At 70.8% G+C, this 21,515-nt stretch carries 15 protein-coding genes and 4 pseudogenes; 11 read left to right on the forward strand and 8 right to left on the reverse strand.

From position 1 onward, the window contains the following. Positions 1-34 precede the first annotated feature (34 nt). From QF037_RS30400 to QF037_RS30410, 3 genes are read left to right on the forward strand one after another with little or no spacing between them, the layout of a single operon-like run. The gene (locus QF037_RS30400; RefSeq protein WP_307030631.1) at positions 35-1,468 is read left to right on the forward strand and encodes an FGGY-family carbohydrate kinase; all 1,434 of its coding nucleotides are present in this window, start codon (positions 35-37) and stop codon (positions 1,466-1,468) included. Further along, complete coding sequence (locus QF037_RS30405; protein ID WP_307030633.1) at positions 1,465-2,088, forward strand: histidine phosphatase family protein; 624 nt, start codon at positions 1,465-1,467, stop codon at positions 2,086-2,088. The genes QF037_RS30400 and QF037_RS30405 overlap by 4 nt, the downstream gene beginning before the upstream one ends. A 12-nt stretch (positions 2,089-2,100) precedes the next feature. Then, positions 2,101-2,877 carry an SAM-dependent methyltransferase gene (locus QF037_RS30410; protein WP_307030635.1) on the forward strand — a complete coding sequence of 259 codons (777 nt, stop codon included), beginning with the start codon at positions 2,101-2,103 and terminating at the stop codon, positions 2,875-2,877. A gap of 115 nt (positions 2,878-2,992) precedes the next feature. Here QF037_RS30410 and QF037_RS30415 read toward each other — a convergent pair. The 3 genes and pseudogenes from QF037_RS30415 to QF037_RS30425 all read right to left on the reverse strand — a co-directional run. Further along, positions 2,993-3,535: pseudogene (locus QF037_RS30415) on the reverse strand (superoxide dismutase); the annotation flags it as partial. A 3-nt stretch (positions 3,536-3,538) separates the two neighbouring features. After that, complete coding sequence (locus QF037_RS30420) at positions 3,539-4,921, reverse strand: amino acid permease (protein ID WP_307030637.1); 1,383 nt, start codon at positions 4,919-4,921, stop codon at positions 3,539-3,541. Positions 4,922-5,034: 113 nt separating this feature from the next. Then, a pseudogene (locus QF037_RS30425) lies at positions 5,035-5,364 on the reverse strand (TauD/TfdA dioxygenase family protein); the annotation flags it as partial. Between the two features lie 146 nt (positions 5,365-5,510). Between QF037_RS30425 and QF037_RS30430 the strand changes: the two are divergent. Continuing rightward, positions 5,511-7,241 (forward strand): hypothetical protein, encoded by a 1,731-nt coding sequence (locus QF037_RS30430; RefSeq protein WP_307030639.1) that lies wholly within the window; start codon positions 5,511-5,513, stop codon positions 7,239-7,241. A 175-nt stretch (positions 7,242-7,416) separates the two neighbouring features. On the opposite strand, the gene QF037_RS51065 is transcribed toward QF037_RS30430, so the two are convergent. Then, positions 7,417-7,503 (reverse strand): putative leader peptide, encoded by an 87-nt coding sequence (locus QF037_RS51065; RefSeq protein WP_353694792.1) that lies wholly within the window; start codon positions 7,501-7,503, stop codon positions 7,417-7,419. Positions 7,504-7,775: 272 nt separating this feature from the next. Between QF037_RS51065 and QF037_RS30440 the strand changes: the two are divergent. Next, positions 7,776-8,355, forward strand: a pseudogene (locus tag QF037_RS30440) (biotin transporter BioY). On the opposite strand, the gene QF037_RS30445 reads toward QF037_RS30440, so the two are convergent. Both QF037_RS30445 and QF037_RS30450 read right to left on the reverse strand, forming a co-directional pair. Next, entirely contained in the window at positions 8,345-9,664 is a 1,320-nt protein-coding gene (locus QF037_RS30445; protein ID WP_307030641.1) for an FAD-binding oxidoreductase, read from the reverse strand. The pseudogene QF037_RS30440 and the gene QF037_RS30445 overlap by 11 nt on opposite strands. 59 nt (positions 9,665-9,723) lie before the next feature. Beyond that, positions 9,724-10,437, reverse strand: coding sequence for an LPXTG cell wall anchor domain-containing protein (locus tag QF037_RS30450; protein ID WP_307037453.1), 714 nt, complete (start codon positions 10,435-10,437; stop codon positions 9,724-9,726). A 241-nt stretch (positions 10,438-10,678) separates the two neighbouring features. On the opposite strand from QF037_RS30450, the gene QF037_RS30455 reads away from it, so the two are divergent. Further along, on the forward strand, positions 10,679-13,360 hold the full coding sequence (locus QF037_RS30455) for a serine/threonine-protein kinase (protein ID WP_373463977.1): 2,682 nt from the start codon (positions 10,679-10,681) through the stop codon (positions 13,358-13,360). Positions 13,361-13,436: 76 nt separating this feature from the next. On the opposite strand, the pseudogene QF037_RS30460 reads toward QF037_RS30455, so the two are convergent. After that, positions 13,437-14,902 (reverse strand): annotated as a pseudogene (locus QF037_RS30460) (amino acid permease). A 205-nt stretch (positions 14,903-15,107) separates the two neighbouring features. On the opposite strand from QF037_RS30460, the gene QF037_RS30465 reads away from it, so the two are divergent. Together QF037_RS30465 and QF037_RS30470 are read left to right on the forward strand one after the other, a co-directional pair. Continuing rightward, complete coding sequence (locus tag QF037_RS30465; protein WP_307030645.1) at positions 15,108-15,593, forward strand: ribose-5-phosphate isomerase; 486 nt, start codon at positions 15,108-15,110, stop codon at positions 15,591-15,593. Positions 15,594-15,935: 342 nt separating this feature from the next. Next, positions 15,936-16,745, forward strand: coding sequence for an Fpg/Nei family DNA glycosylase (locus QF037_RS30470; RefSeq protein WP_307030647.1), 810 nt, complete (start codon positions 15,936-15,938; stop codon positions 16,743-16,745). Between the two features lie 7 nt (positions 16,746-16,752). On the opposite strand, the gene QF037_RS30475 is transcribed toward QF037_RS30470, so the two are convergent. Continuing rightward, entirely contained in the window at positions 16,753-17,994 is a 1,242-nt protein-coding gene (locus tag QF037_RS30475; protein ID WP_307030650.1) for a GNAT family N-acetyltransferase, read from the reverse strand. 162 nt (positions 17,995-18,156) lie between these two features. Here QF037_RS30475 and QF037_RS30480 point away from each other — a divergent pair, with 162 nt between their 5' ends. From QF037_RS30480 to QF037_RS30490, 3 genes are all read left to right on the forward strand, one after another. After that, complete coding sequence (locus tag QF037_RS30480; RefSeq protein ID WP_307030652.1) at positions 18,157-19,338, forward strand: PP2C family protein-serine/threonine phosphatase; 1,182 nt, start codon at positions 18,157-18,159, stop codon at positions 19,336-19,338. 31 nt (positions 19,339-19,369) lie between these two features. Next, positions 19,370-20,905, forward strand: a complete 1,536-nt coding sequence (locus QF037_RS30485) for an IS200/IS605 family accessory protein TnpB-related protein (protein WP_373463836.1) — start codon at positions 19,370-19,372, stop codon at positions 20,903-20,905. Positions 20,906-21,052: 147 nt separating this feature from the next. Further along, a complete protein-coding gene (locus QF037_RS30490) occupies positions 21,053-21,508 on the forward strand; it encodes an HD domain-containing protein (protein ID WP_307030653.1) in 456 nt (151 codons plus the stop codon). Positions 21,509-21,515: the final 7 nt, after the last annotated feature.

Genomic DNA, 21,515 nt, shown 5'->3' on the forward strand with positions numbered 1-21,515 from the left:
GAAGTTCACGGTGTGTGATGTGCGGGAGGCCGGGATGTCGCAGGAGACATGGCTCGGGATCGACCTCGGTACGCAGAGCGTGCGGGTCCTGGTCGTCGGCGCCGACGGTACGGTCCTGGGCAGTGGCACGGCCCCGCTGGACGGGCGGCGCGACGGGCCGCGGCACGAGCAGGACCCGGGGGAGTGGTGGGCGGCGGTGTGCACGGCGTCCGGGGCGGCACTCGGGAACGGCTCCCGGCGCATCGCGGGCCTCGCGGTGTGCGGCACCTCCGGGACCGTACTGCTGACGGACCCCGCCGGGCGGCCCGTGACCCCCGCGCTGATGTACGACGACGGCCGGGCCTGGGCCGAGGCGGAGCGGCTGCGGTCGGCGGGCCTCGCGGTGCAGCACACCTGGGGGCTGCCGAAGGCGCTGTGGCTGGCCCGCACCCATGGGCGGGGAACCGTCACCCACCAGCCCGACCTCATCACCGCCCGCCTGATCGGCCGGCCCGTCCCCACCGACTCCAGCCACGCCCTCAAGACGGCCTACGACGTGGCGGCCGACGCCTGGCCCGACGTCCCCGGCGCCCCCGGACTGCCGGACGTCGTGCGCCCCGGCACCCTGCTCGGCGAGGTCTGTCCGGCCGCAGCGGAGGCCACCGGCATCCCCGCCGGCACCCCCGTGATCGCCGGCATGACCGACGGCTGCGCGGCCCAGATCGCGTCCGGCGCCCTGCGCGAGGGCTCCTGGAACTCCGTGCTCGGCACCACCCTCGTCCTCAAGGGCGCCTCGCCCGTCCCCGTCCACGATCCCACCGGCGTCGTCTACAACCACCGTGCGCCGGACGGGAGTTGGCTGCCCGGGGGCGCCTCCAGCGTGGGTGCCGGGGTGCTCACGGCGGCGTTCGTGGGGGCGGATCCGGCGGTGATGGACGAGCGGGCCGCGGCGCACGAGCCGGCCGGCGCCATCGCCTACCCCCTGGTCTCCCCGGGCGAACGCTTCCCCTTCCTCGCCCCGCAGGCCACCGCCCTGGTCCTCGGCGAACCCGCGGGCGACGCCGACCTCTGGGCCGCCCTCCTCCAGGGCGTCGCCTTCGCGGAACGCCTCTGCCTGGACTACCTCCACCACCTCGGCGCCCCCCTCGACGGCCCCCTCGCCTTCACCGGAGGCGGCGCCCGGAGCCCGTACTGGAACCAGCTCCGCGCCGACATCCTGGGCCGCCCGGCCCGGATCCCGGAACAGACCGAACCGGCCCTGGGCATGGCGGTGCTGGCGGCCCACGGCGTCACCGGCGAGGCGCTGCCGGACATCGCCGAGAGCATGGTCCGCATCCGTACGGTCGTGGCACCGCGCCCCGGCCGCACGGCCCTGTTCGCGGAGCCGTACGCCCGGCTCGTGACCGAGCTGACCACCCGCGGCTGGCTGCCGGAACCCGTCGCGGCACACGCGTACAGCCGCCTCACCCTGGATACCGCGGACTCATGAGCACGACCCTGCTGCTGGCCCGCCACGGCCAGACCGTCTGGCACGCCGAGAACCGCTACGCGGGCGTGAGCGACGTGGCCCTCACCGACGAGGGCCGGGCGCAGGCCGCGGCACTGGGCCGGTGGGCCGCCGAGCACCCGGTCGACGCGATCTGGACGTCCCCGGTCTCCCGGGCCGTCATCACGGCACAGCCCGCCTGCGACGCCCTCGGCCTCACCCCGTACCGCGAACCCGACCTGCGCGAATGCGACTTCGGGGTGGTGGAGGGCCGTACCCTCGCCGAGTTCGCGGCCGAGGACCCCGAGGCGGCGGAGGCGTTCCGTGCCGATCCGGTGGCGCACCCGTTCCCCGGCGCCGAGAACCCTGTCGAGGCCGCCGCACGGGGAGCGGCCGCCCTGCGCCGGATCGCGGCCGCCCACCCGTCCGGGCGCGTCCTGGTGGTCGCCCACAACACCCTGTTCCGTCTGGTGCTGTGCGAACTGCTGCACATCCCCCTGCGCGACTACCGGCGGGTGTTCCCTCGACTACGTAACGCGGCGGTCACCGAACTGCGTGTGACCAGCGACGATCCCCCCGCACTTCTCTCCCTGAATGTGCCCTGTGAGCAGGGCGAGGCGTAGCACCATGGGCCCATGACGGAGATCGACACCTCGGTGCCTCACTCGGCCCGCATCTGGAACTACTGGCTGGGCGGCAAGGACAACTACCCCGTGGACGAGGCGGCCGGCGATGCCTACACCGCCGTCTTCCCCGGCATCGTCACCATCGCCCGCAGCAGCCGCGCCTTCCTCGGCCGCACCATCCGGTATCTGGTGGAGGAGGCGGGCGTACGCCAGTTCCTGGACGTCGGCACCGGGCTCCCCACCGTCGACAACACCCATGAGGTCGCCCAGCGCAGCGCCCCCGAATCGAAGATCGTCTACGTCGACAACGACCCGCTCGTCCTCGCCCACGCCCGCGCCCTGCTCACCTCGACACCGGAGGGCGTGACGGCGTACGAGGACCTGAGCCTGTACGACCCGGAGCGCATCCTTCAGGCGGCGGCCAAGACCCTCGACCTCACCCGGCCGACGGCCCTGATCATGAGTGGCATCCTCGGCCACGTCGCCGACTACGACCAGGCCCGCGAGCTCGTCAGCCGCCTCCTGGCCGGCCTCCCCTCGGGCAGTTACCTCTCGCTCAACGAGGGGTCCCGGGGCACCGACCCGGACTACGAACACGCCCAGGACTCCTACAACGAGACCGGTGCCGTCCCGTACTTCCTGCGCCCGATCGAGCAGATCACCGGGTACTTCGAGGGCCTGGAGCTGGTGGAACCGGGCATCGTGTCCGTCCCCCTGTGGCGCCCGGACACGGACGCGACCCCCACGCCGATCGGCCAGCACGGCGGCGTGGGCCGCAAGCCCTGATCCCGAGGCGCACCAGGAAGCCCCCGCGAGTCACGTCCTCGCGGGGGCTTCCGTCATTCCGCCTGCCGGTGAAGGTTGAGAAGACGATCACGAGGCAGGACGACTCGTACGCGCCTCACGGCGCCATCAGCAGCACATCCGCCCGGGACTTCGCGGCCCCGTAACGGCGGGCCACGTCCTGCCAGTTGACGACGGCCCACATCGCCTCGATGAAGTCGACCTTCTGGTTCTTGTACTGCAGGTAGAAGGCGTGCTCCCAGGCGTCGAAGACGAGGATCGGCACCGACCCCTGTCCGACGTTGCCCTGGTGGTCGTAGACCTGTTCGACGATCAGGAGGCCGCTGAGCGGCTCGTAGGCGAGGACGCCCCAGCCCGAACCCTGGGTCGTGGCCGACGCCTTGGTCAGCTGGGCCTTGAGGTTCGCGAACGACCCGAACGACTCGGTGATGGCGTCCGCGAGCTCGCCCACCCCGTCCACGGCCAGCGGCTCACCGCCGCCGTCGCCGGTCATGTTGTGCCAGCAGATCGAGTGCAGGATGTGCCCGGACAGATGGAAGGCCAGGTTCTTCTCCAGCCCGTTGATCGCCCCCCACGTCTCCTTGTCCCGCGCCTCCGCCAGCTGCTCCAGCGTGTCGTTCGCGCCCTTCACATATCGGGCCGATCAGGTCGCCTTGGCGCGCCTGCGCTGCCAGGTGTAGCCGACCGCCGCCAGCACCACCGTCATCCCGCCCGTGAAGTACAGCTGCATCCGCGTGTCCGCCTCCCGGGCCATCAACACGAAGATCACCGCCATCCCCGCCATGGCGACCCACGTCAGCACCGGGAACGCCCACATCCGCACGGTCAGCCGCTCCGGTGCCTCGCGCTCCAGCCGCCCCCGCAGCCGCAGCTGGGAGACCGCGATGAAACCCCAGACGACCAGGATCACCCCGCCGATCATGTTGAGGAGCCAGGAGAAGACGTCGTCCGGGCGCCAGTAGCTGAGCAGCACGCAGACGAAGCCGAAGACGCAGGAGACCAGGACCGCGACACGGGGGACCCCGGACGACACCCTGCCCAGCGCCTTCGGACCCTGGCCGCGCGCGACCAGGGAGTAGGCGATGCGCGAGGAGCCGTAGATGTTGGCGTTCATCGCGGAGAGCAGCGCCACGAGGATGACCACGTTCATCAGCTTGCCGGCACCGGGGATGCCGAGAGAGTCGAGGGCGGCGACGTACGGGCCCTTCTCGACGACCGCGGCCGAGTCCCAGGGGACCAGCGTGACGATGACCGCCATCGAGCCGATGTAGAAGAGCGCGATGCGCCACATCGCCGTACGGACCGCGCTCGCCACACCCTTGACCGGGTCCTCCGACTCCGCCGCCGCGATGGTGACCGTCTCCAGCCCCCCGTACGCGAAGACGGAAGCGAGGATGCCGATGACCAGCCCCTCGCTGCCGTTCGGCAGGAAGTCGGAGAGGTTCGACGCACCCGGCGAGTCCGTACCCGGAAGCACGCCCGCGATCGCCAGGACGCCCAGCACCAGGAACAGACCGATCGCGCCCACCTTCAGCGCCGCGAACCAGAACTCGAACTCACCGAAATTCTTCACCGCGGCGAGGTTGGCCGCGCAGAAGACCACCATGAAGAGGGCCACCCAGGCCCACTCCGGCGTCCCCGGCAGCCACCCCGTCACGATCTTCGCCGCACCGATGCCCTCCAGGCCCACGGCCGTGCAGAGCAGGATCCAGAAGGACCATCCGGCGGTGAAGCCGGCCCAGGGCCCGATCGCGCGCTCGGCGTGCGCGGAGAACGAGCCCGAGGAGGGGTACGCGGCCGACATCTCGCCGAGCATCCGCATCACCAGCATCACGAGGAGGCCGGAGAGGACATAGGCGACGACGATCGAGGGACCGGCGGCGGCGATACCCGCGCCGGAGCCCACGAACAGACCCGCGCCGATGACACCGCCGAGGGCGATCATCGACAGATGGCGCTGCTTGAGGCCGTGGGAGAGGGAGACGTCCGGCTCTTGTGAAGCCTCGACGGAGGTGGTGCTGGGCATGGGCGCGATTCGTCCAGTGCGTGAGACGGCAAAAAACGCCCACAGTCTGGGCAGCCTCCCCGGTCAGAGGGAGAGGCCGCCCAGTATCCGGACGCGTCCGGTACGGATCGTGACTACGCCGCCACGCTCGTGTAGTGCGAAGCGTCGCCCTCCACCGAGTAACTCTCCTTGCTCTCGACGCCCACGGGGATGTCACCGGCGACGGTCACCCGGTGCAGGCGGCGCGCCTGCCGGTCGTAGTTGTCGACGGCGTAGTGCTGGGTGATGCGGTTGTCGAACAGCACCAGCTGGTTCGGGGACCAGCGGTGGCGCAGGATGTGCTCCGGCCTGATCACGTACGACTGGAGCAGGTCGAGCAGCGTGCGGGACTCACCCACCGACAGGCCCACGATCCGCTGGGCGAACCCGCCGATGAACAGCCCGCGTTCACCGGTCAGCGGGTGATCAACTGCGACGCAGGTCGGCCATCGTTGGCCGACGTATCACCCGTTCGGGTGGATGGGGTCGATTTCCTCGATCAGGTGAGCCTTTGCAAGGCATGGTCGGTGGCGGTGATCGGGTTCGTTGTGATCAGAGGAGAGGCTGGCCAGTGGCACGCAAGCGCGGGAGGAAACGCGAACTGCGCGAGCTGGCGGCCCCGTTCACCGTAGCCGCGCCGTCGGGGGCCCGGATCCGGGACCGGTTACGTCTGGGTCCTGCCGGTGAGCAGGTCCTGCGCCTGGTGGGTGAGCACCTCGGGCGCCACCAGCGGGCCGACCTGGCTGAGCGCGTGCGGATCGGCAAGGTCACAGCGAAGGACGCCGCGCGGGCGAAGCGGAAGAAGAAGCTGAGTACGGTGGCTTCGTCCCGCTGGGCTGGAGCGATGACCCGTGTCTCGGAGAATCAGTATCAGCTGTCGATGCGCGCGCTCCGCGATGAGAGGGCCGGCCTGCGGCGGGTGATCTGCGTCATCAGCCGTCGCCTGGCTGCACCCTGTGGGAAGCGTTCCCAGAACGGCGTGCGCGGCTACGCCAATCAGGACGAGAGGTTTCAGAAGCAGCGGCGCCTTCAGGTGATCAAGGGCAGGCTCGCTGCCGTGGATGCGAGGCTCGCTGCCGGCCGTCCATCGATCGTTGCCGGAGGTCGCCGCTTGGCGAAGGTCCGGCACCATCTCGCCGACACTCAGCTCACCGAGAACCAGTGGCGTGAGCGCTGGGAGGCCGGGCGGATGTTCATCACCGCAGATGGTGAGTCCAGCGCGCCGTACGGCAACTACACCATCACCGTCGACCCGGCCGACGGCTCGGTGTCGATCGTGCTACCGGAGCCGCTGCGGCACCTGGCCAACGCGCCCAGGGGACGCTACAAGCCAGGCTGTACGGTCACGTTCCATCACCGGCGCGGTGAGTGGCTCGACCGCGTCACCGCGCACCGAGCGGTGCGTTACGACATTGCTTTTGATCCGGCTCGTGACCGCTGGTACCTGGATGCATCCTGGGCGGCCGAGAAGGCCGTGTCACCCACCTCGGGTGACATCGAGAAATTCGGTGAGAGGTTGCTCGGCGTCGATCTGAACGCCGATCATCTCGCCGCCTACGTGCTCGATGAGCATGGGAATCCGCTTGGCGAGCCCATCACTGTCGCGCTCGACCTGACTGGCCCCACAGCCACACGGGACGGCCGCCTGCGGGATGCGATCAGTCGACTCATCGGCGTTGCCCGGGAACACGGTTGCGCAGGTATCGCAATCGAGGACCTGGGCTTCAGCGACGCCCGTAGCGCTGGCCGGGAGACCATGGGGCATGGCGGGCGCGGCAAACGGTTCCGCCGGACAGTGGCAGGCATCCCGACCGCGCGGTTCCGGGAGCGGCTGCGCGGAATGGCCTATCGCGCGGGTCTGATCGTCATCGCGGTCGACCCGGCTTACACCAGCCGCTGGGGCGGGCAGCACTGGACCAAGCCTCTGCAAGGCCAGTCGAAGAATAAGGGCACCCGACATCACGGTGCCGCGGTGGCCATCGCACGACGCGCTCTCGGGTACGGGATCCGGCGTCGGCCAGGTGTGACCACCCACCACCGGAGGATGGTGGAGCGGAGAGCTACCGGCCAGGCTGTCTCCCTTCCGAGGGCGTGTGGGGCCGCGAGCCCACCCAGGACAGCGGGCATGCCCAACAGGGGCGGCAAGACCCGACTGCGCCAAGGTGATCAGCTAGCGCTGTTCCCCGACCTTGAAGACCGTTTGCGGGGTCACCGGACCGCAGGTCCGGATACGGCGAGTCGGCCGGACCGGCCAGCAAGCCAGGAACGGTTGAGGACGAAGGTGATGATGGACCGGGCGTAGCAGTCCGTCACCGGTGCCGACTCGGTCAGCCGGGCCATGGTGCTGCGGCCCACCGGACCGTGCTCCAGCACGGACCGCAGGACGATTCTCGCGCTCGTCCTGTGCCGGTCGGGATCGGCGGGCCGGGGGAAGTGAGCACTGCGCCGTCTCGGAGGGGAGGCGCGCCGGAGCCGCCTCACCCGGGGCGGCGACAGGCGGCCGCGCTCACTCGTCGCAGGTCGACGTGGCGACGCGACGTGAGGGTGAGGGCCTGGGCAACCATGGCTCGAAGGGTAGGGGTGCTCGGGCGGATCCGGCCAGAGTGCGATGCCCTGTTTGGTGGGACCCTACAGACGCCGTTCACACTCGACACGTGAGTGAAACGTCCCGGCCTCAGTGACCGGTGTCACGTCCTACCCGGTGTAACCAGCACCCTTTGTCTGGAGCCCACCAAGTCGTGGCTCCAGCCTTTGTCGAGCGCTGACGGTGATCGGCGCGAGGGTGCCGGGATAGCGTCGCGATGTCCCTCGCCGTTCATACCCTCGCGGAGTCCCCATGAGCACCGCCGTCGCCCCTTCCCGCCCCGGCCAGGTCCTCGCCGACCTGCTGCCGGCCTCCCGTGTCCGGGACGTCGCGCTCGTGCTCGGCGGCGCCGCGCTCACCGGCCTTGCCGCCCAGCTCTCGGTGCCCGTTGCCGGGCTCCCCGGTGCCGGTGACCGGCCAGACCTTCGCCGCGCTGCTCGTCGGCACGACGCTGGGCGCGGGCCGCGGCTTCCTCTCCCTCGCGCTGTACGCGCTCGCGGGCATCGCGGGCGTGCCGTGGTTCGCGGGCGCCACCTCCGGCGGTTCGGCCCCCTCCTTCGGCTACATCCTCGGCATGATCCTCGCCTCCACCGTCGTCGGCGCCCTGGCCCGCCGCGGCGCCGACCGCTCCGTGTGGCGCACGGCGGGCGCGATGCTCCTCGGCGAGGCGATCATCTACGCCGTCGGCGTCCCGTACCTGGCCCTCGCCACCGGTATGTCCGCCTCCGCCGCCATCGCGGCCGGCCTCACCCCGTTCCTGATCGGCGACGCCCTCAAGGCGGCCCTGGCGATGGGCCTGCTGCCCACGACCTGGAAGTTCGTCAACCGCTGAAACCGCTGACGTGGTCAGGGAAGAGGCTCGCCGGGTCGTACTGCGACTTCAGCCCGGCGAGCCTCTCGCGCGTCACGGCGTCGTAGAAGCCCTCGCTGCGGTCCCCGGCCCCGAACGCGAAGTTGACCGCCCGCCCGAGCGTCACCGGCGCGAGCAGCGCGAAGGCCGGATCGAGGATCCCGCGCGCCTTCTCCCGGTCCGCCATGGTCAACAGCCGTACCAGGAACCGCCCTTCGCGCCACGGCACGGAGTTCGGCGCGGGCCGGCCGAGCGCCCCGCCGAGATGATTGATCTGTACGACGACCATGGCGCCGGCGCCCGGCCCGGTACGCCGGAGCACCTCACCGGCCGTCGCGAGATCGAACTCACCGAGCACCGCGCTGTCCCCGTAGTACGCGTGCGGGAAGTCCGGGTCGCTGTGGATGGTGTGGCTCTCGGTGTACGGCATCTCCCGCAGCGAGTCGGCGAGCACCGGCCCGATCTCCCGCAGCGGGGCGACGAGCCGCTCCCCGTCGCCGCCCGTGTACGCGACCCGCACCGAGAGGACGTACCGCCCGCGCAGATGCGGCGGCAGCGCCGGCAGGTCCGGATACGGTACGGCCGCGAAGGACGAGGTCAGCCCGTCCGATGGGGCTCCCCCCGCTCGAGCGGAGCCGAGAGTGGGGGAGGTCCGCGTCCACGCCTCGTACGCCCGCAGCGCGGCCGCCGGATCGACCTGACGCCCGTCGAAGGCGAGCGAGCCGCCGTACAGCGTCCGCACGGGGACCAGACCGATCTCCAGCTCGGTGACGACACCGAAGCCGTGCCCGGCGCCGAGCAGCGCCCAGTACAGGTCGGGCGCCGACTCCCGGGTCACCTGCCGCAGCCGGCCGTCCGCGGTGACGACGTCGAGAGAGCGGACGTGGTCGGCCGCGTACCCGAACTCCCGTGCCAGGATGCCGAGTCCGCCGCCCAGCGTGTACGACACGGCACCGACGCCCGGCGCCGAGCCGTTGAGCGGGGCGAGCCCGTGAGGTGCGGCGGCTTCGACGACCTGGCTCCAGCGGGCCCCGGCCTGGACGCGGGCGGTGCGTTCGACCGGGTCGACGCTCACCCGGTCCATGGCCCGCGTCGAGACGAGTACGCCGCCCTCCACCGGGCCCCGCAGTCCGTGCCCCGTGGCCTGGACGGTCACCGGAAGCCGCTCGGCGGCGGCGTGGCGCACCGCGGCGACGACGTCGTCGGCCGAGGCGGCGGCGATGACATGTGCGGGACGCACGGTGAACCCGGTCTGGAATCCGCTGAGTTCCTCTGCTGTGTGGCTGTTCATGCACCGCATGCTGGAGGCATAACCTGACAGTTTCCGTCAGGTTATGCCTCCGTCGTCGGTCAGGCCTCCCGGCGCCGCGTCGACCACCACATCCCGGCCGCACCGGCCGTCAGCAGCGCCGCGCCCCCCGCCCCCAGCGGGAGCAGGTCACGGGCGGGACCGGTCTGGGGCAGCTCCTTGTCGCCGCCCGGCCCCACGGGCTGGTTGTCGGTGCCGAGCAGCAGCGGGGTGGCCGGGGCGTTCGGCGACGGGTTCGTCGTACCGAACGGAACCGGGCCCTGCTGCCAGAACGTCTTCTTCCCGTCGCCGGTCTGCACCGGCAGACAGATCTTGCCGGTCTTTCCGAGATCGAAAGTCGCGTCCACGGCGTACGACTTCGACTTACCGGCCGCGAGATTGTCGATCGGGCAGGCGAAACCGCTGTTCGAGCCCTCCGGCAGATCGCTTTCGGCAATGGAGGAGCACCCTTGAACGCTATTGACCGTCAGGCCGTCGAAGCCGACGACCAAAAGCCGGATCTTTCCGCTGTCCTTGGTCCCTTCGTTCTTCACCGTGGCGGTGAGGTCGGTCTTTTCGGAACTGTTGTCGACCGAGATCTGTTCGGGCAGCAGCGTGGTCAGCTTCACGCCCGCCGGCGCCTCGTCGACGGCCTTTCCCCCCTTGCTGCTTCCCGGTCCCTCGTCCGCGCCGGCGGCGGTGGAAAAGATCAGCACGGCCGAAAAAGATGCCGTGACCAGCGATCCCGCGATGGTCGTCATTCGACGAGAACTCATGTTCGTCCCCCTTGGCTGCGCCTGAATTCGCAGTACTTGAAGAGCTACCACAAGATTTCTCCGCACTATGCTGGTACGGCGCGAAGTGTGACCATTGTGTTGAAGTAGGCGTTGGTCGGTGCGTGGTTGAGGGGGGTGTGACGGATTGCCGGGGAATACGGGAAACACGAGGAGCGGTGGGGCTCCCGGGATATTGGTGACGGGACGTTATCGCCTGGTCGAGAGCATCGGACAGGGGGGAATGGGGCGGGTGTGGCGAGCCGCCGACGAGATGCTCGACCGGGAAGTCGCGGTCAAGGAGATGCGCATAGACGGCCTCGACGCGGAGGACGCGCGCACCCGCCGGGAACGCACGCTGCGCGAGGCCCGGGCCACGGCGCGGATCGACCACCCCAATGTCGTACGGATCTATGACGTCGTCGACGAGGGCGAACGGCTGTGGATCGTCATGGAGTTGGTCGCAGGCCGCTCCCTGGAACGCCTGCTGGCGGAGGACGGCCCGCTCGGCCCCCTGGCGGCGGCCCGTATCGGCGTCGGCTTGGTGACGGCACTGCGTCAGGTGCACGCCCGTGGCGTCCTGCACCGGGACATCAAGCCGGGCAACGTCCTGGTGGAGCGGAACGGACACCGCGTGGTCCTCACGGACTTCGGCATCGCGGCGATCCAGGACGCGAAGGCGCTCACGATGGTCGGCATGCTGGTCGGCTCACCCGACTACATGGCCCCCGAGCGCATCTCCGGCCGCCCCCAGGGCCCGCCGTCCGACATCTGGTCCCTCGGTGCGACACTCTGTGCGGCCATGGGCGGCCACTCCCCGTTCTCCCGCGACACCACACTCGCCACGCTCCACGCGGTCCTCTACGAGGAGCCCGAACTCCCCACCGCGGCAGGCCCGTTGCGCGACATCCTGGCTGCCCTCCTGGAAAAGGACCCCGATGTCCGCCCCGGCCTGGAGGACCTGGAAACCGCCCTCCGACCGGTCGCCTTCCCCCCGCCCACCCCGACAGTGGCGGTTACGAGAGCACCACAACCCCAAGAGACGGCCCACCCCCGACCGCCCGACACACCCCCGCCACCGGCTCCAACCCAGCCCCGAACAACGAATCCCACCCCCCAACCGCACCCCGACGCCCCAGAACATCTGGCGACGACCAGGCCCGGGGACCCGCCGGAACCCGACCGGCACCACCTGGGCGCGGTCGGCCCCGAAGCGACGGCCGACCACGCGCCGAAACCGGCGGGTCGGCCCGCTGGGCCGGAGCGGGCGGCGGGACCGGGGCGCTCGGCCGAGCCTGGGCGGGACCGCCTGGGCGGGGTCGGGCCGGGAGCGACGGGTGGTTCTCTCGCGCCGGAGCTGGCGGATTGGCCCGCTGGGCCGGGGCGCTCGGCCGAGCCTGGGCGGGATGGTCTGGGTGAGGTCGGGCCGGAAGTGACGGGTGGTGCTCTCGCGCCGGAGTCGGCGGATTGGCCCGGTGGGCCGGAATACGCGCCCGGTCCGGGGGACTCGGCCGGGTCCGGGCGAGGGCGCCTGGGTGGGGTCAGGTCGGAATCGGTGGGTTGGCCCGCTGGGCCGGAGTGGGCGGCTGGGCCGGAGCGGGCGGCTGGGCCGGGGGACTTGCCCGAGTCTGGGCGGGATGGTCTGGGTGAGGTCGGGCCGGAAGTGACGGGTGGTTCTCTCGCGCCGGAGTCGGCGGGTTGGCCCGCGTCCGAGCCGGGGGACCCGTCCGAGCCTGGCCGGGACCGCCTGGGCGGGGGCGGCTCCGAAGTGACGGGCGGTCCTCTTGCGCCGGAAGCGGTGCGTTGGCCCGCTGGGCCGGAGTCCGAATCGGCGCGTGAGTCCGGCTTCGGGGATGAACCGGCCGGTGGGGCCGGGGCCGAGTCGTCGTTGCCCTCCGCGGGCACCCCGCGGACGCCGGCTCCTGACCGTGTGACCCCCCGACTCCCGTGGGCCCCCCACGAATCACCCACGCCCGCCTACCTGGACGCCTCTCGCGTCCCCATGGCTCCCGACCCCCGGCGCTCCGAGCCGGAACCCGATTCCGTGCACGACGCGATCCCGCAGCGGCGCACCGCACCCGCGCGGACCCAGCGCCCCGCCACTGAGGAGCCCACGCCCGCCCTCAACGCCGGCAACGCCTCCACGGAAGCGGCCGCGTCCACGAGTTCCGAGGTCCGTTCCGAAACCCCCGTATCGCGCAACCGGTCCGAGGCGGTCACCGAGAGGCGGCCGGTGCACGAGCCGCCGCTCGGGATGGAGCCCGGCGAGCTGCCGGGACCCGCCCGCCCGACCGGCCAGCGGCGCCCGCACCCGCACCCGCACCGCCGTACCGGACTCCTCGCCGCCGCGGCCGTGGTCACCGCCGGCGCGGTCGTCGCCGTCGTGCTCCTGATGAACTCCGGCTCACCCGGCGGGAATCAGGCGGGCAGCTCACGGACCCCCTCCTCGATCGTGTCCGGGACACCGTCGCCCACCGTCGAGGGCACGTCCCGGCCGCAGAGCCTGCCGCCGGGCGCGCACCGGGAGGCGGGCGGGTTCGCCTGGGCGACCCCGGAGGGCTGGCGCAGGGACGTGAAGACGGGTGCGGAGGTCCACTACACGTCGCCGGACGGCAGACAGGAACTCGTCGCCAAGTCCTCGCTGGCCCGCGGCGATCTGATGGAGACCTGGCAGACCTCGGAGGAGAACGCCCATCAGGGCGAGGACTACCAGAAGATCCGGCTGGAGGAGACGAAGTTCCGCGACCACCCGGCGGTCGTCTGGGAGTACACCTTCACGCTCAAGGGCACCAAGTGGCACGCCCGGCTGCTCGGCTTCAACGCGGACGGCAAGTCGTACCAGATCAACACCTGGTACCAGCCCGACATCGAGAACCAGGCGGTGAAGACGTACGACAAGGTCACGGACAGCTTCACGATCCTCTGACGGCATCAGAAGGCCTGAGCAGAAAAGGGGCCCCTTGAGAGGGGCCCCTTTTCTCATGATCCGCAAGCCTGCCGCGTCAGCCGACCTTGACCTCGTCGACCTCGTCGTGCACCTCGGGGGAGACGGCGGCGGCCCGTCCGGCCCCGACCTTCTCCTTCAGGAAGGCGATGCCGAGCACGAACGCCGCGACGAGCAGCGAGAGCAGCACGGTCGTACGACCGCTGCTCGCACCCTCGGTGTCGGTCAGCATGTAACCGAGCACGAACACGATCAGCCCGGCCGTCGCCCAGGTGAGATACGGGTACAGCCACATCTTCACGACCAGCTTCTCCGGCGCCTCGGCCTGGATGATCTTCCGCATCCGCAGCTGCGAGAAGCAGATCACCAGCCAGACGAACAGGGCGACCGCGCCGGAGGAGTTGACGAGGAAGAGGAAGACCGTCTTCGGGGACAGGTAGTTGAAGAAGACGGCGACGAAGCCGAACACGACCGACGCGAGGATCGCCGTCATCGGCACGCCCCGGCTGTTGGTCCGCGCGAACCCCTTCGGCGCGTCGCCCCGCTGACCGAGCGAGAACGCCATGCGGGAGGCCGTGTAGAGGCCGGAGTTGAGACAGGACAGCACCGAGGTCAGCACGATGAAGTTCATGATCTGACCGGCGTGCGCGATGCCCAGGGAGTCCAGGGCGGCGACGTAGGAACCGTCCTTCTTGATGGACGGGTCGTTCCAGGGCAGGAGCGAGACCACGACGAAGATCGAGCCGAGATAGAAGACGCCGACCCGCCAGATGATGCTGTTGGTCGCCTTGGTGACGGCCTGCTGGGGGTCCTCGGACTCACCGGCGGCCAGGGTGGCGATCTCGCTGCCCATGAAGGAGAAGACGACGAGCAGCACACCGGTGAGGATCGCGCCGGCTCCATGGGGGAGGAAGCCGCCGTGGTCGGTGAGGTTGCCGAGACCGGCCTTGTCGCTGTCGACGCCGGGCAGCACCCCGAAGACGGCGAGCCCGCCGATGACGATGAACGCGGCGATCGCGACGACCTTGATACCGGCGAACCAGAACTCGAACTCGCCGTAGGACCCGACGGAGACCAGGTTGGTCGCGGTCAGCACGATCATCACGATGAGGGCCCAGGCCCACTGGGCACGGCCGGTATCCAGCCCTCCAGGATCACGGCACCGGCGGTGGCCTCGACGGCCAGCACCACGACCCAGAAGAACCAGTACAGCCAGCCGATGGAGAACCCGGCCCAGCGCCCGAGCGCGCGGTCGGCGTGCGCCGAGAACGACCCGGAGGTCGGGTTGGCGGCGGACATCTCACCGAGCATCCGCATCACCAGCACCACGAGCGTGCCGACGAGTGCGTACGACAGGAGGATGCCGGGTCCTGCGGTGGCGATACCGGAGCTGGATCCGACGAAGAGGCCGGCACCGATCACACCCCCGATGGCGATCATCGACAGGTGACGGTTCTTGAGCCCGGCCTGAAGACCGTTACCGGGGTCTCCGGTGGCCTTGGCCTGGGTCGGCTGCGAAGTCATGCGGGGAATTCCTTTGCGCCGGGCGAGCAGTGTCCCGTACGAGCGGCGTACGGATCGGTCCAGTGAATCGGAGGCAAAGGAATTCGTGAACCTTTGATTCCGGATCGTTACTTGAGGTTTTCTTGAGCTTCAATGGTCAGAGCGATAATTTTCCTGGACGACACCCAGGGCTGCTGCCCCGAAACAGTCGTGTCACACTCATCCCATGCGCGTGTATCTCGGCTCCGACCATGCGGGCTTCGAACTCAAGAACCACCTCGTCGACTGGCTCAAGGCGGCCGGTCACGACCCGGTGGACTGCGGCCCCCACATCTACGACGCCCAGGACGACTACCCCCCGTTCTGCCTCCGCGCCGCGGAGCGCACGGCGGCGGACCCGGACTCCCTCGGCATCGTGATCGGCGGCTCCGGCAACGGCGAGCAGATCGCCGCGAACAAGGTCAAGGGCGTCCGCGCGGCGCTGGCCTGGAGCGAGGAGACCGCGTCGCTGGGCCGCCAGCACAACAACGCCAACGTCGTGGCCGTGGGCGCACGCATGCACACCCAGGACGAGGCCACGAAGTTCGTCGAGACCTTCCTCGCCACCCCGTTCTCCGAGGACGCCCGCCACATCCGCCGCATCGACATGCTGGCGACCTACGAGACCACAGGCGACCTCCCCCCGATCCCACCCCACCACCCCCAGCAGTAACCGACGACGCACCTCCTGCGGGTGCCTTTCAGCCCGTCCGGCACCCGAGGACGAGGGCTCTCGCCGTCCCGATCCCCCACCCACCCGCAGGTGGCTGCGCCTTTCGATGGCGGTCCGTGTCTTTCGGCCCGTCCGGCGTCCACCCGCAGGTGGCTCCGCCTCTCGACGCCGGTCCCCTGTTTCAGCCCGTCCGGCGTTTGAGGACGAGGCCCCTTAAGGGCCGACGGGGGTCTGGGGGCGGAGCCCCCAGGGGCCGGGGTCGAAGGGGCGGCGCCCCTGGAGGATGGGACGGGTAGGGGCGGCGGGGGCGAGAAACGCCTCCCCGGACGAAGAGGAGCCACCGTGCCGGAGGGGCACACGATCCACGGCCTGGCCAAGGACTACGCCGCTGCATTCCGCGGCAGAAAAACCCAGGTCACCAGCCCCCAGGGCAAGTTCACCGACGCCGCAGACCTCCTCGACGGCGCGGAACTCACCCACACCGAGGCCCACGGCAAACACCTCTTCCTAGGCTTCCGGGAAACCGACTGGATCCACATCCACCTCGGCCTCTTCGGCAAGGTCACCTTCGGCCCGACCCCCGCACCTCCACCCACCGACACGGTCCGCCTCCGCCTCGCGAACCCCACGTCGTACGTGGACCTCCGCGGCCCCACGACCTGCGCCCTGATCACCCCCACCGAGAAGCAGTCGATACACGACCGCCTCGGCCCCGACCCGCTCCGCGCCGACGCCACCCCCGAGACCGCGTACCGGCGGATCTCCCGCAGCCGTACGACGATCGCAGCCCTGCTGATGGACCAGAAGGTCATCGCCGGCGTAGGCAACGTCTACCGCGCCGAGGTCCTCTTCCGGCACCGGATCGACCCGTACCGCACCGGAAACACCCTCACCCCACGGGAGTGGGACGCGATCTGGCACGACCTCGTGGACCTCATGCACGAGGGCGTGAAGCACAACCGCATCGACACCGTCCGCCCCGAACACACCCCCGAGGCGATGGGCCGCCCGCCCCGCGTCGACGACCACGGCGGCGAGGTGTACGTCTACCGCAGGGCCAACCTGCCCTGCCACATCTGTGACGGCGAGATCCGCACCGCCGATCTCGCCGCCCGCAACCTCTTCTGGTGCCCGACCTGCCAGAACCCCTGAACCCGGCCTAGAACCCGTGCGGCAGCCACGGCGCCACGGCGGAGCCGAACCCCACCGCGGCCTCCCCCAGGGCCCCGCGCCGAAGCTCCCGCACCCGCCCGGCGGCCCCCAGCGAGGCCAGGCTCACCCCACCGAGATAGGCCGCCCCCAACTCCCGTACGGACAGAGCCAGATCCGCCGGGTCGGTGGTCCGCTCGCAGGTCGCCCCCTTCGCGTCCCCGCTCAGCCGCCAACGCCCCGCGTTCCACGGACAGAAGTCGTCCGCGACCTCGAACACCACGTCCACCGGCGCCTGATAGGTCCGCGCCTCCAGCGCGGCCCCCACCTCCACCAGCCGCACATGCAGCGAGTCCCGTACCCGCAGCGAACACCGCCGGATGTCGGACACGAGGTACTGCCACGCGTCGTCCACCGGCCGCCCCCGGGTCAACAGCTTCGAGGTCAGGTCGATGTCGAACAGGAACCGCCACAGCGCCGCGTACACCGCAGGGTCGGGCGCCTCGACATCACGGAGCAGCACCTTGCCCTGCGGCCCGGTCGGCTCCCAGTCCGGCTTGACCTGGAAGCGCGCGTACCCCACGACCTCCCCGTCGCGCTCCGCGACCACGCACTGCAGCGGCGACGCCCCCTCCCGCCCGCTCTCCGGGTCCAGCAGCATCAGCCGCTCCCAGCCGGGAGTACGCGCCACCATCCCCGGCCGCGACGGCGCCACGCGCGCGTACACCGCCTCGCACGCGCCCAGCGAGTCGGCGGGCTCGGCGTACCGCAGGCGTACGTCGTCCGTCCCCGGCGGGACGGACAGCCGCACCTGCTTGGTGTCGATCTCGCCGGTCACGGCATACGTACCGACGCCGTACCCGAACCGCCCGTAGATGGCGGGCTCGGAGGCGGTCAGCACGGCCAGCGGCCACCCCCACTCCCGTACGTCGTCCAGCTGTCGCCGCATCATCGCCGTGAGGACACCACGGCGGCGATGGGTCGCGGCCACACTGACCATGGTGACGCCGGCGGCCCGTACCGAGGCGCCGCCGGGTACGGTCAGCCGGAAGCTGAACGCACCCGCCGTACCGACGCACGCGTCACCGTCCCACACGCCGAAGGAACGGTCGGTCTCGGTGAGGGTCTCCCACAGCTCGCGCTCCTGGGCCGACTCCGGGACCCCGCCGAAGGCGCGGATCAGGGTGTCGTACCACTCGTCCCAGTCCTGCCGCCGCAGGACCCGCAGTTCGGTCGCTAAGTCAGAAGCCATGGACCATGCCTACCAGGGCATTGCGGGACGAGCCAGGGAATTTCTCCTTGGCGGCGGCACGACGGCTTCCTGTGAAGTTCACTGTGAAGTTGAACCTCGGACGGGGGACAAGTGGGACCTCCCGTGCCAAGCAGCTGGTCCGATGGATAGGGTCCCGAACTAATGGCAGCAGGACGAGAGCGGCGCGCGGAAGCCGAGACGTTCACGGCCCGGTGGAAGATGCAGTGGCACCGGGCCCGCGTCGGCCTGCGCAGAAGCGCTGTGGACTACTTCCGCGGGGACGGTTCGGACTGGGTCGCCCTGGCCGGTCTGCTCATCACGATCCCGCTGATCGCGGCCACGACACTCGCCAACTCGGTCTGGGTCTCCCCGGCCGCGCTGGTCCTCCCGATCGTCGCGGGCGGCCTGCTGCTGCGCCCGGCGAGCCTGCTCGGCCTGTACGCGGCGGCGGCGACGGCACTGATCGTGGAGTCCGTGCAGCTGGGCCCGTACACGGAGGGCCCGTCCCGGGTGACCCCGGGCATCGTGCTCGTGGTGGCCGCGTGCGGTTTCTTCGGTCTGCTGATCGCCCAGTTCCGCAGCCGCGTCGGGGTGCCCTGGCGACGCGGCGGCACCATGCTCTTCGACCTCCGCGAACGCATCCGGGTGCAGAGCAAGCTCCCGACGCTGCCGCAGGGCTGGCACCGCGAGATGGCCCTGCGCCCGGCGGGCGGCCAGTCCTTCTCGGGCGACTTCGTGGTCGCGGCCCGCACCAACGGCGGCCGCACGATGGAGGTCGTCCTGACGGACGTGTCGGGCAAGGGCATGGACGCGGGCAGCCGTGCCCTGCTCCTCTCCGGCGCCTTCGGCGGCCTCCTGGGCAGTCTGCCGCCGCACGCGTTCCTCCCCGCGGCGAACGGCTACCTTCTGCGCCAGGACTGGGACGAGGGCTTCGCGACCTCGATCCACCTGGTCCTGGACCTGGACTCCGGTGACTACGAGCTCTACTCCGCCGGCCATCCCCCGGGCCTCCAACTGAGCGCGGGCAGCGGCCGCTGGGAGGAGAAGGCGGCCGAAGGCCCCCTCCTCGGTGTCTACGACGGCGCCCAGTTCGATCCGGTCAAGGGCTCGCTCCGTCCCGGCGACGTCCTGATGCTCTTCACCGACGGCCTCGTCGAAACCTCCGAACGCGACATCGTCGAGGGCATCGACCGCCTCACCGGTGAGGCCGACCGCTATGTGGCCGGCGGGTTCCACGGCGCGGCCTGGCATCTGATCGAAGCGGTGGCGAAGGACGTCAACGACGACAGGGCGCTCCTGTTGATCTGCCGAGAGGGCCCGACGGCCCAGGCGGCGAACCTCTGAGGGCGTCCCCCTCCCGCGGTGGGGTTGGGAATTGGCGTCGTTCGTCGCGCCCGGCCCTTCGGGGGTGGCGGTCCGTACGAGGCTCAAGCAGCTCACGCCCGCCGACGAGAAGGTGCTCGCGCTGGTCGGTGCGCACCTCGGCTCTCTCGCCTCCCGGGATGTGAAGGTGCGGTGTGGGCAGGGCCTGGAGCATTCCGCGGAGACGTGGGCGGCGCGTAAGCGGGGTCCGACGGCTGTGTCGTCGTCGCGGTGGGCCGGTTCGCTCACCAAGGCCACGCATGATCAGTGGGCGCTCGCCAGCCGTGGCCAGCTCGCCCGCATCCACTCCCTTGAGGCGGGGATCCGTACCATCGCGCACCGGCTGTCGCTGCCGATCGGCGCGAAGGGCTCGAAGCAGGCGCCGGGCGGCTACCGCAGCAAACACGGGCCGGTTCCGTGCAGGTGGTGCGGGGCGGGAAACGGCTGGCCCGCACCCGCCACCAGCTGCCCGCCGCGCAGCTCACCGAGGACCAGTGGCGCCGACGCTGGGAGGCGTCGCGCTGGTTTGTGCAGGGCGGACGGCGAGTCCGGCAAGCGCTACGGCAACGAGACGATCCGTATCAGCCCGGACGGCGAGGTCAGCATCAAACTCCCTGCTCCGCTGCGGGAGTTGGCCAACGCCCCGCACGGCCGGTACATCCTCACGGCGAACGTGCGGTTTCCGCACCGCGGGCAGGAGTGGGCGGACCGGGTGGCGGCGAACCGGGCCGTCGCCTACCGCATCCACTACAACGTGGGCCGGGGCCGCTGGTATCTGCCCGCGTCCTGGCAGATCCCGGTCTCCCGGACCGTCCCGATGGCCGCAGCCCTCGCACACGGGGTGATCGGCGTCGACATGAACGCTGACCACCTCGCCGCCTGGCGCCTCGATGCCCACGGCAACCCGACCGGCAGCCCCCACCGGTTCTTCTACGCCCTCACGGGCAACGCCGATCACGGTGACGCCCAGGTCCGCCACGCCCTCACCCGGCTGCTCCACTGGGCCCGCACCTGCGGCGTGCAGGCCATCGCGGTCGAAGACCTGGACTTCACGGCAGAGAAGACCCGCGAGAAACACGGCAGGCGCAAACGGTTCAGGCAGCTCATCTCCGGCATGCCTACCGGCAAGCTGCGCGCCCGGCTGGCCTCGATGGCGGACCAGACCGGCATCGCGATCATCGCCGTGGACCCGGCCTACACCAGCCGCTGGGGCGCCCAGCACTGGCAGAAGCCCCTCACGAGCAACAGACGCAAGACCACTCGCCACGACGCTGCCGCCGTGGCGATCGGAAGGCGCGCCCAGGGACACCCGATCCGGCGACGGACGGCACCGCCCCGTGCACACCAGAGCGATGTGCACGGGCATCGGGCCGTCCAGGCCGACCGGCGTGCCCCCGGGCGTGAGGGACCCCGCCCTCCCGTCCCCGGACCACGGACACGATCCGTGCCGCCGGACCGCGGAGCGAACGCGGGCAACCAGAACGCCCAACACCGTTCGGGGCGTTCGGATGAATCCTGGCAACAGGACTCACTCCCGCTCAGTCTTTAGGAACGGTTCACCCCCGCCTCGATCCGCCAGCCGCCCGCATGGTTCCCGTACCTCCCGAATCCGTTACGTCGCGGCGATCGTCGCCCTGGGTCTGACCGCGGCCGGCCTTCCGGCCCGCGCGGCGCTGCGCGGGGAGACACTGGAGCCGTGACCGACGCACCGCGCACCCTGACCCTGACCGAGGTCGAAGCCCTCGCCCGCACCGCCCACGAGGGCCAGACCGACAAGGCGGGCCGGCCCTACGCCGAACATCTCCGGGCGGTGGCCGAGGGGGTGCGTGCGCGGGGCGGCGACGCCGAGCAGATCGCGGCCGCCTGGCTGCACGACGCCGTCGAGGACGACGTGCTCTCCGCGCACTGGCTGGAGGAGGCCGCGCTGAGCCGTCGTACGAAGGACATCGTGCTCGCGGTCACCAAGCGGGCGGGGGAGCCGCCCGAGGCGTACGCGGGGCGCATCCTCGCCACGCCGGGCGCGCTGCTGGTGAAGGAGTCGGACCTGGCGCACAACGCCGACCCGGTGCGCCTCGCGGTCCTCGACGAGGAGACCCGTAAACGACTGACCGAGAAGTACGCGCGGATGCGCGCACTTCTCGGTCTGGGGTGAGGCAGGG

The organism is Streptomyces canus (assembly GCF_030815415.1).
In the GTDB taxonomy this organism is placed as follows: domain Bacteria; phylum Actinomycetota; class Actinomycetes; order Streptomycetales; family Streptomycetaceae; genus Streptomyces; species Streptomyces canus_F.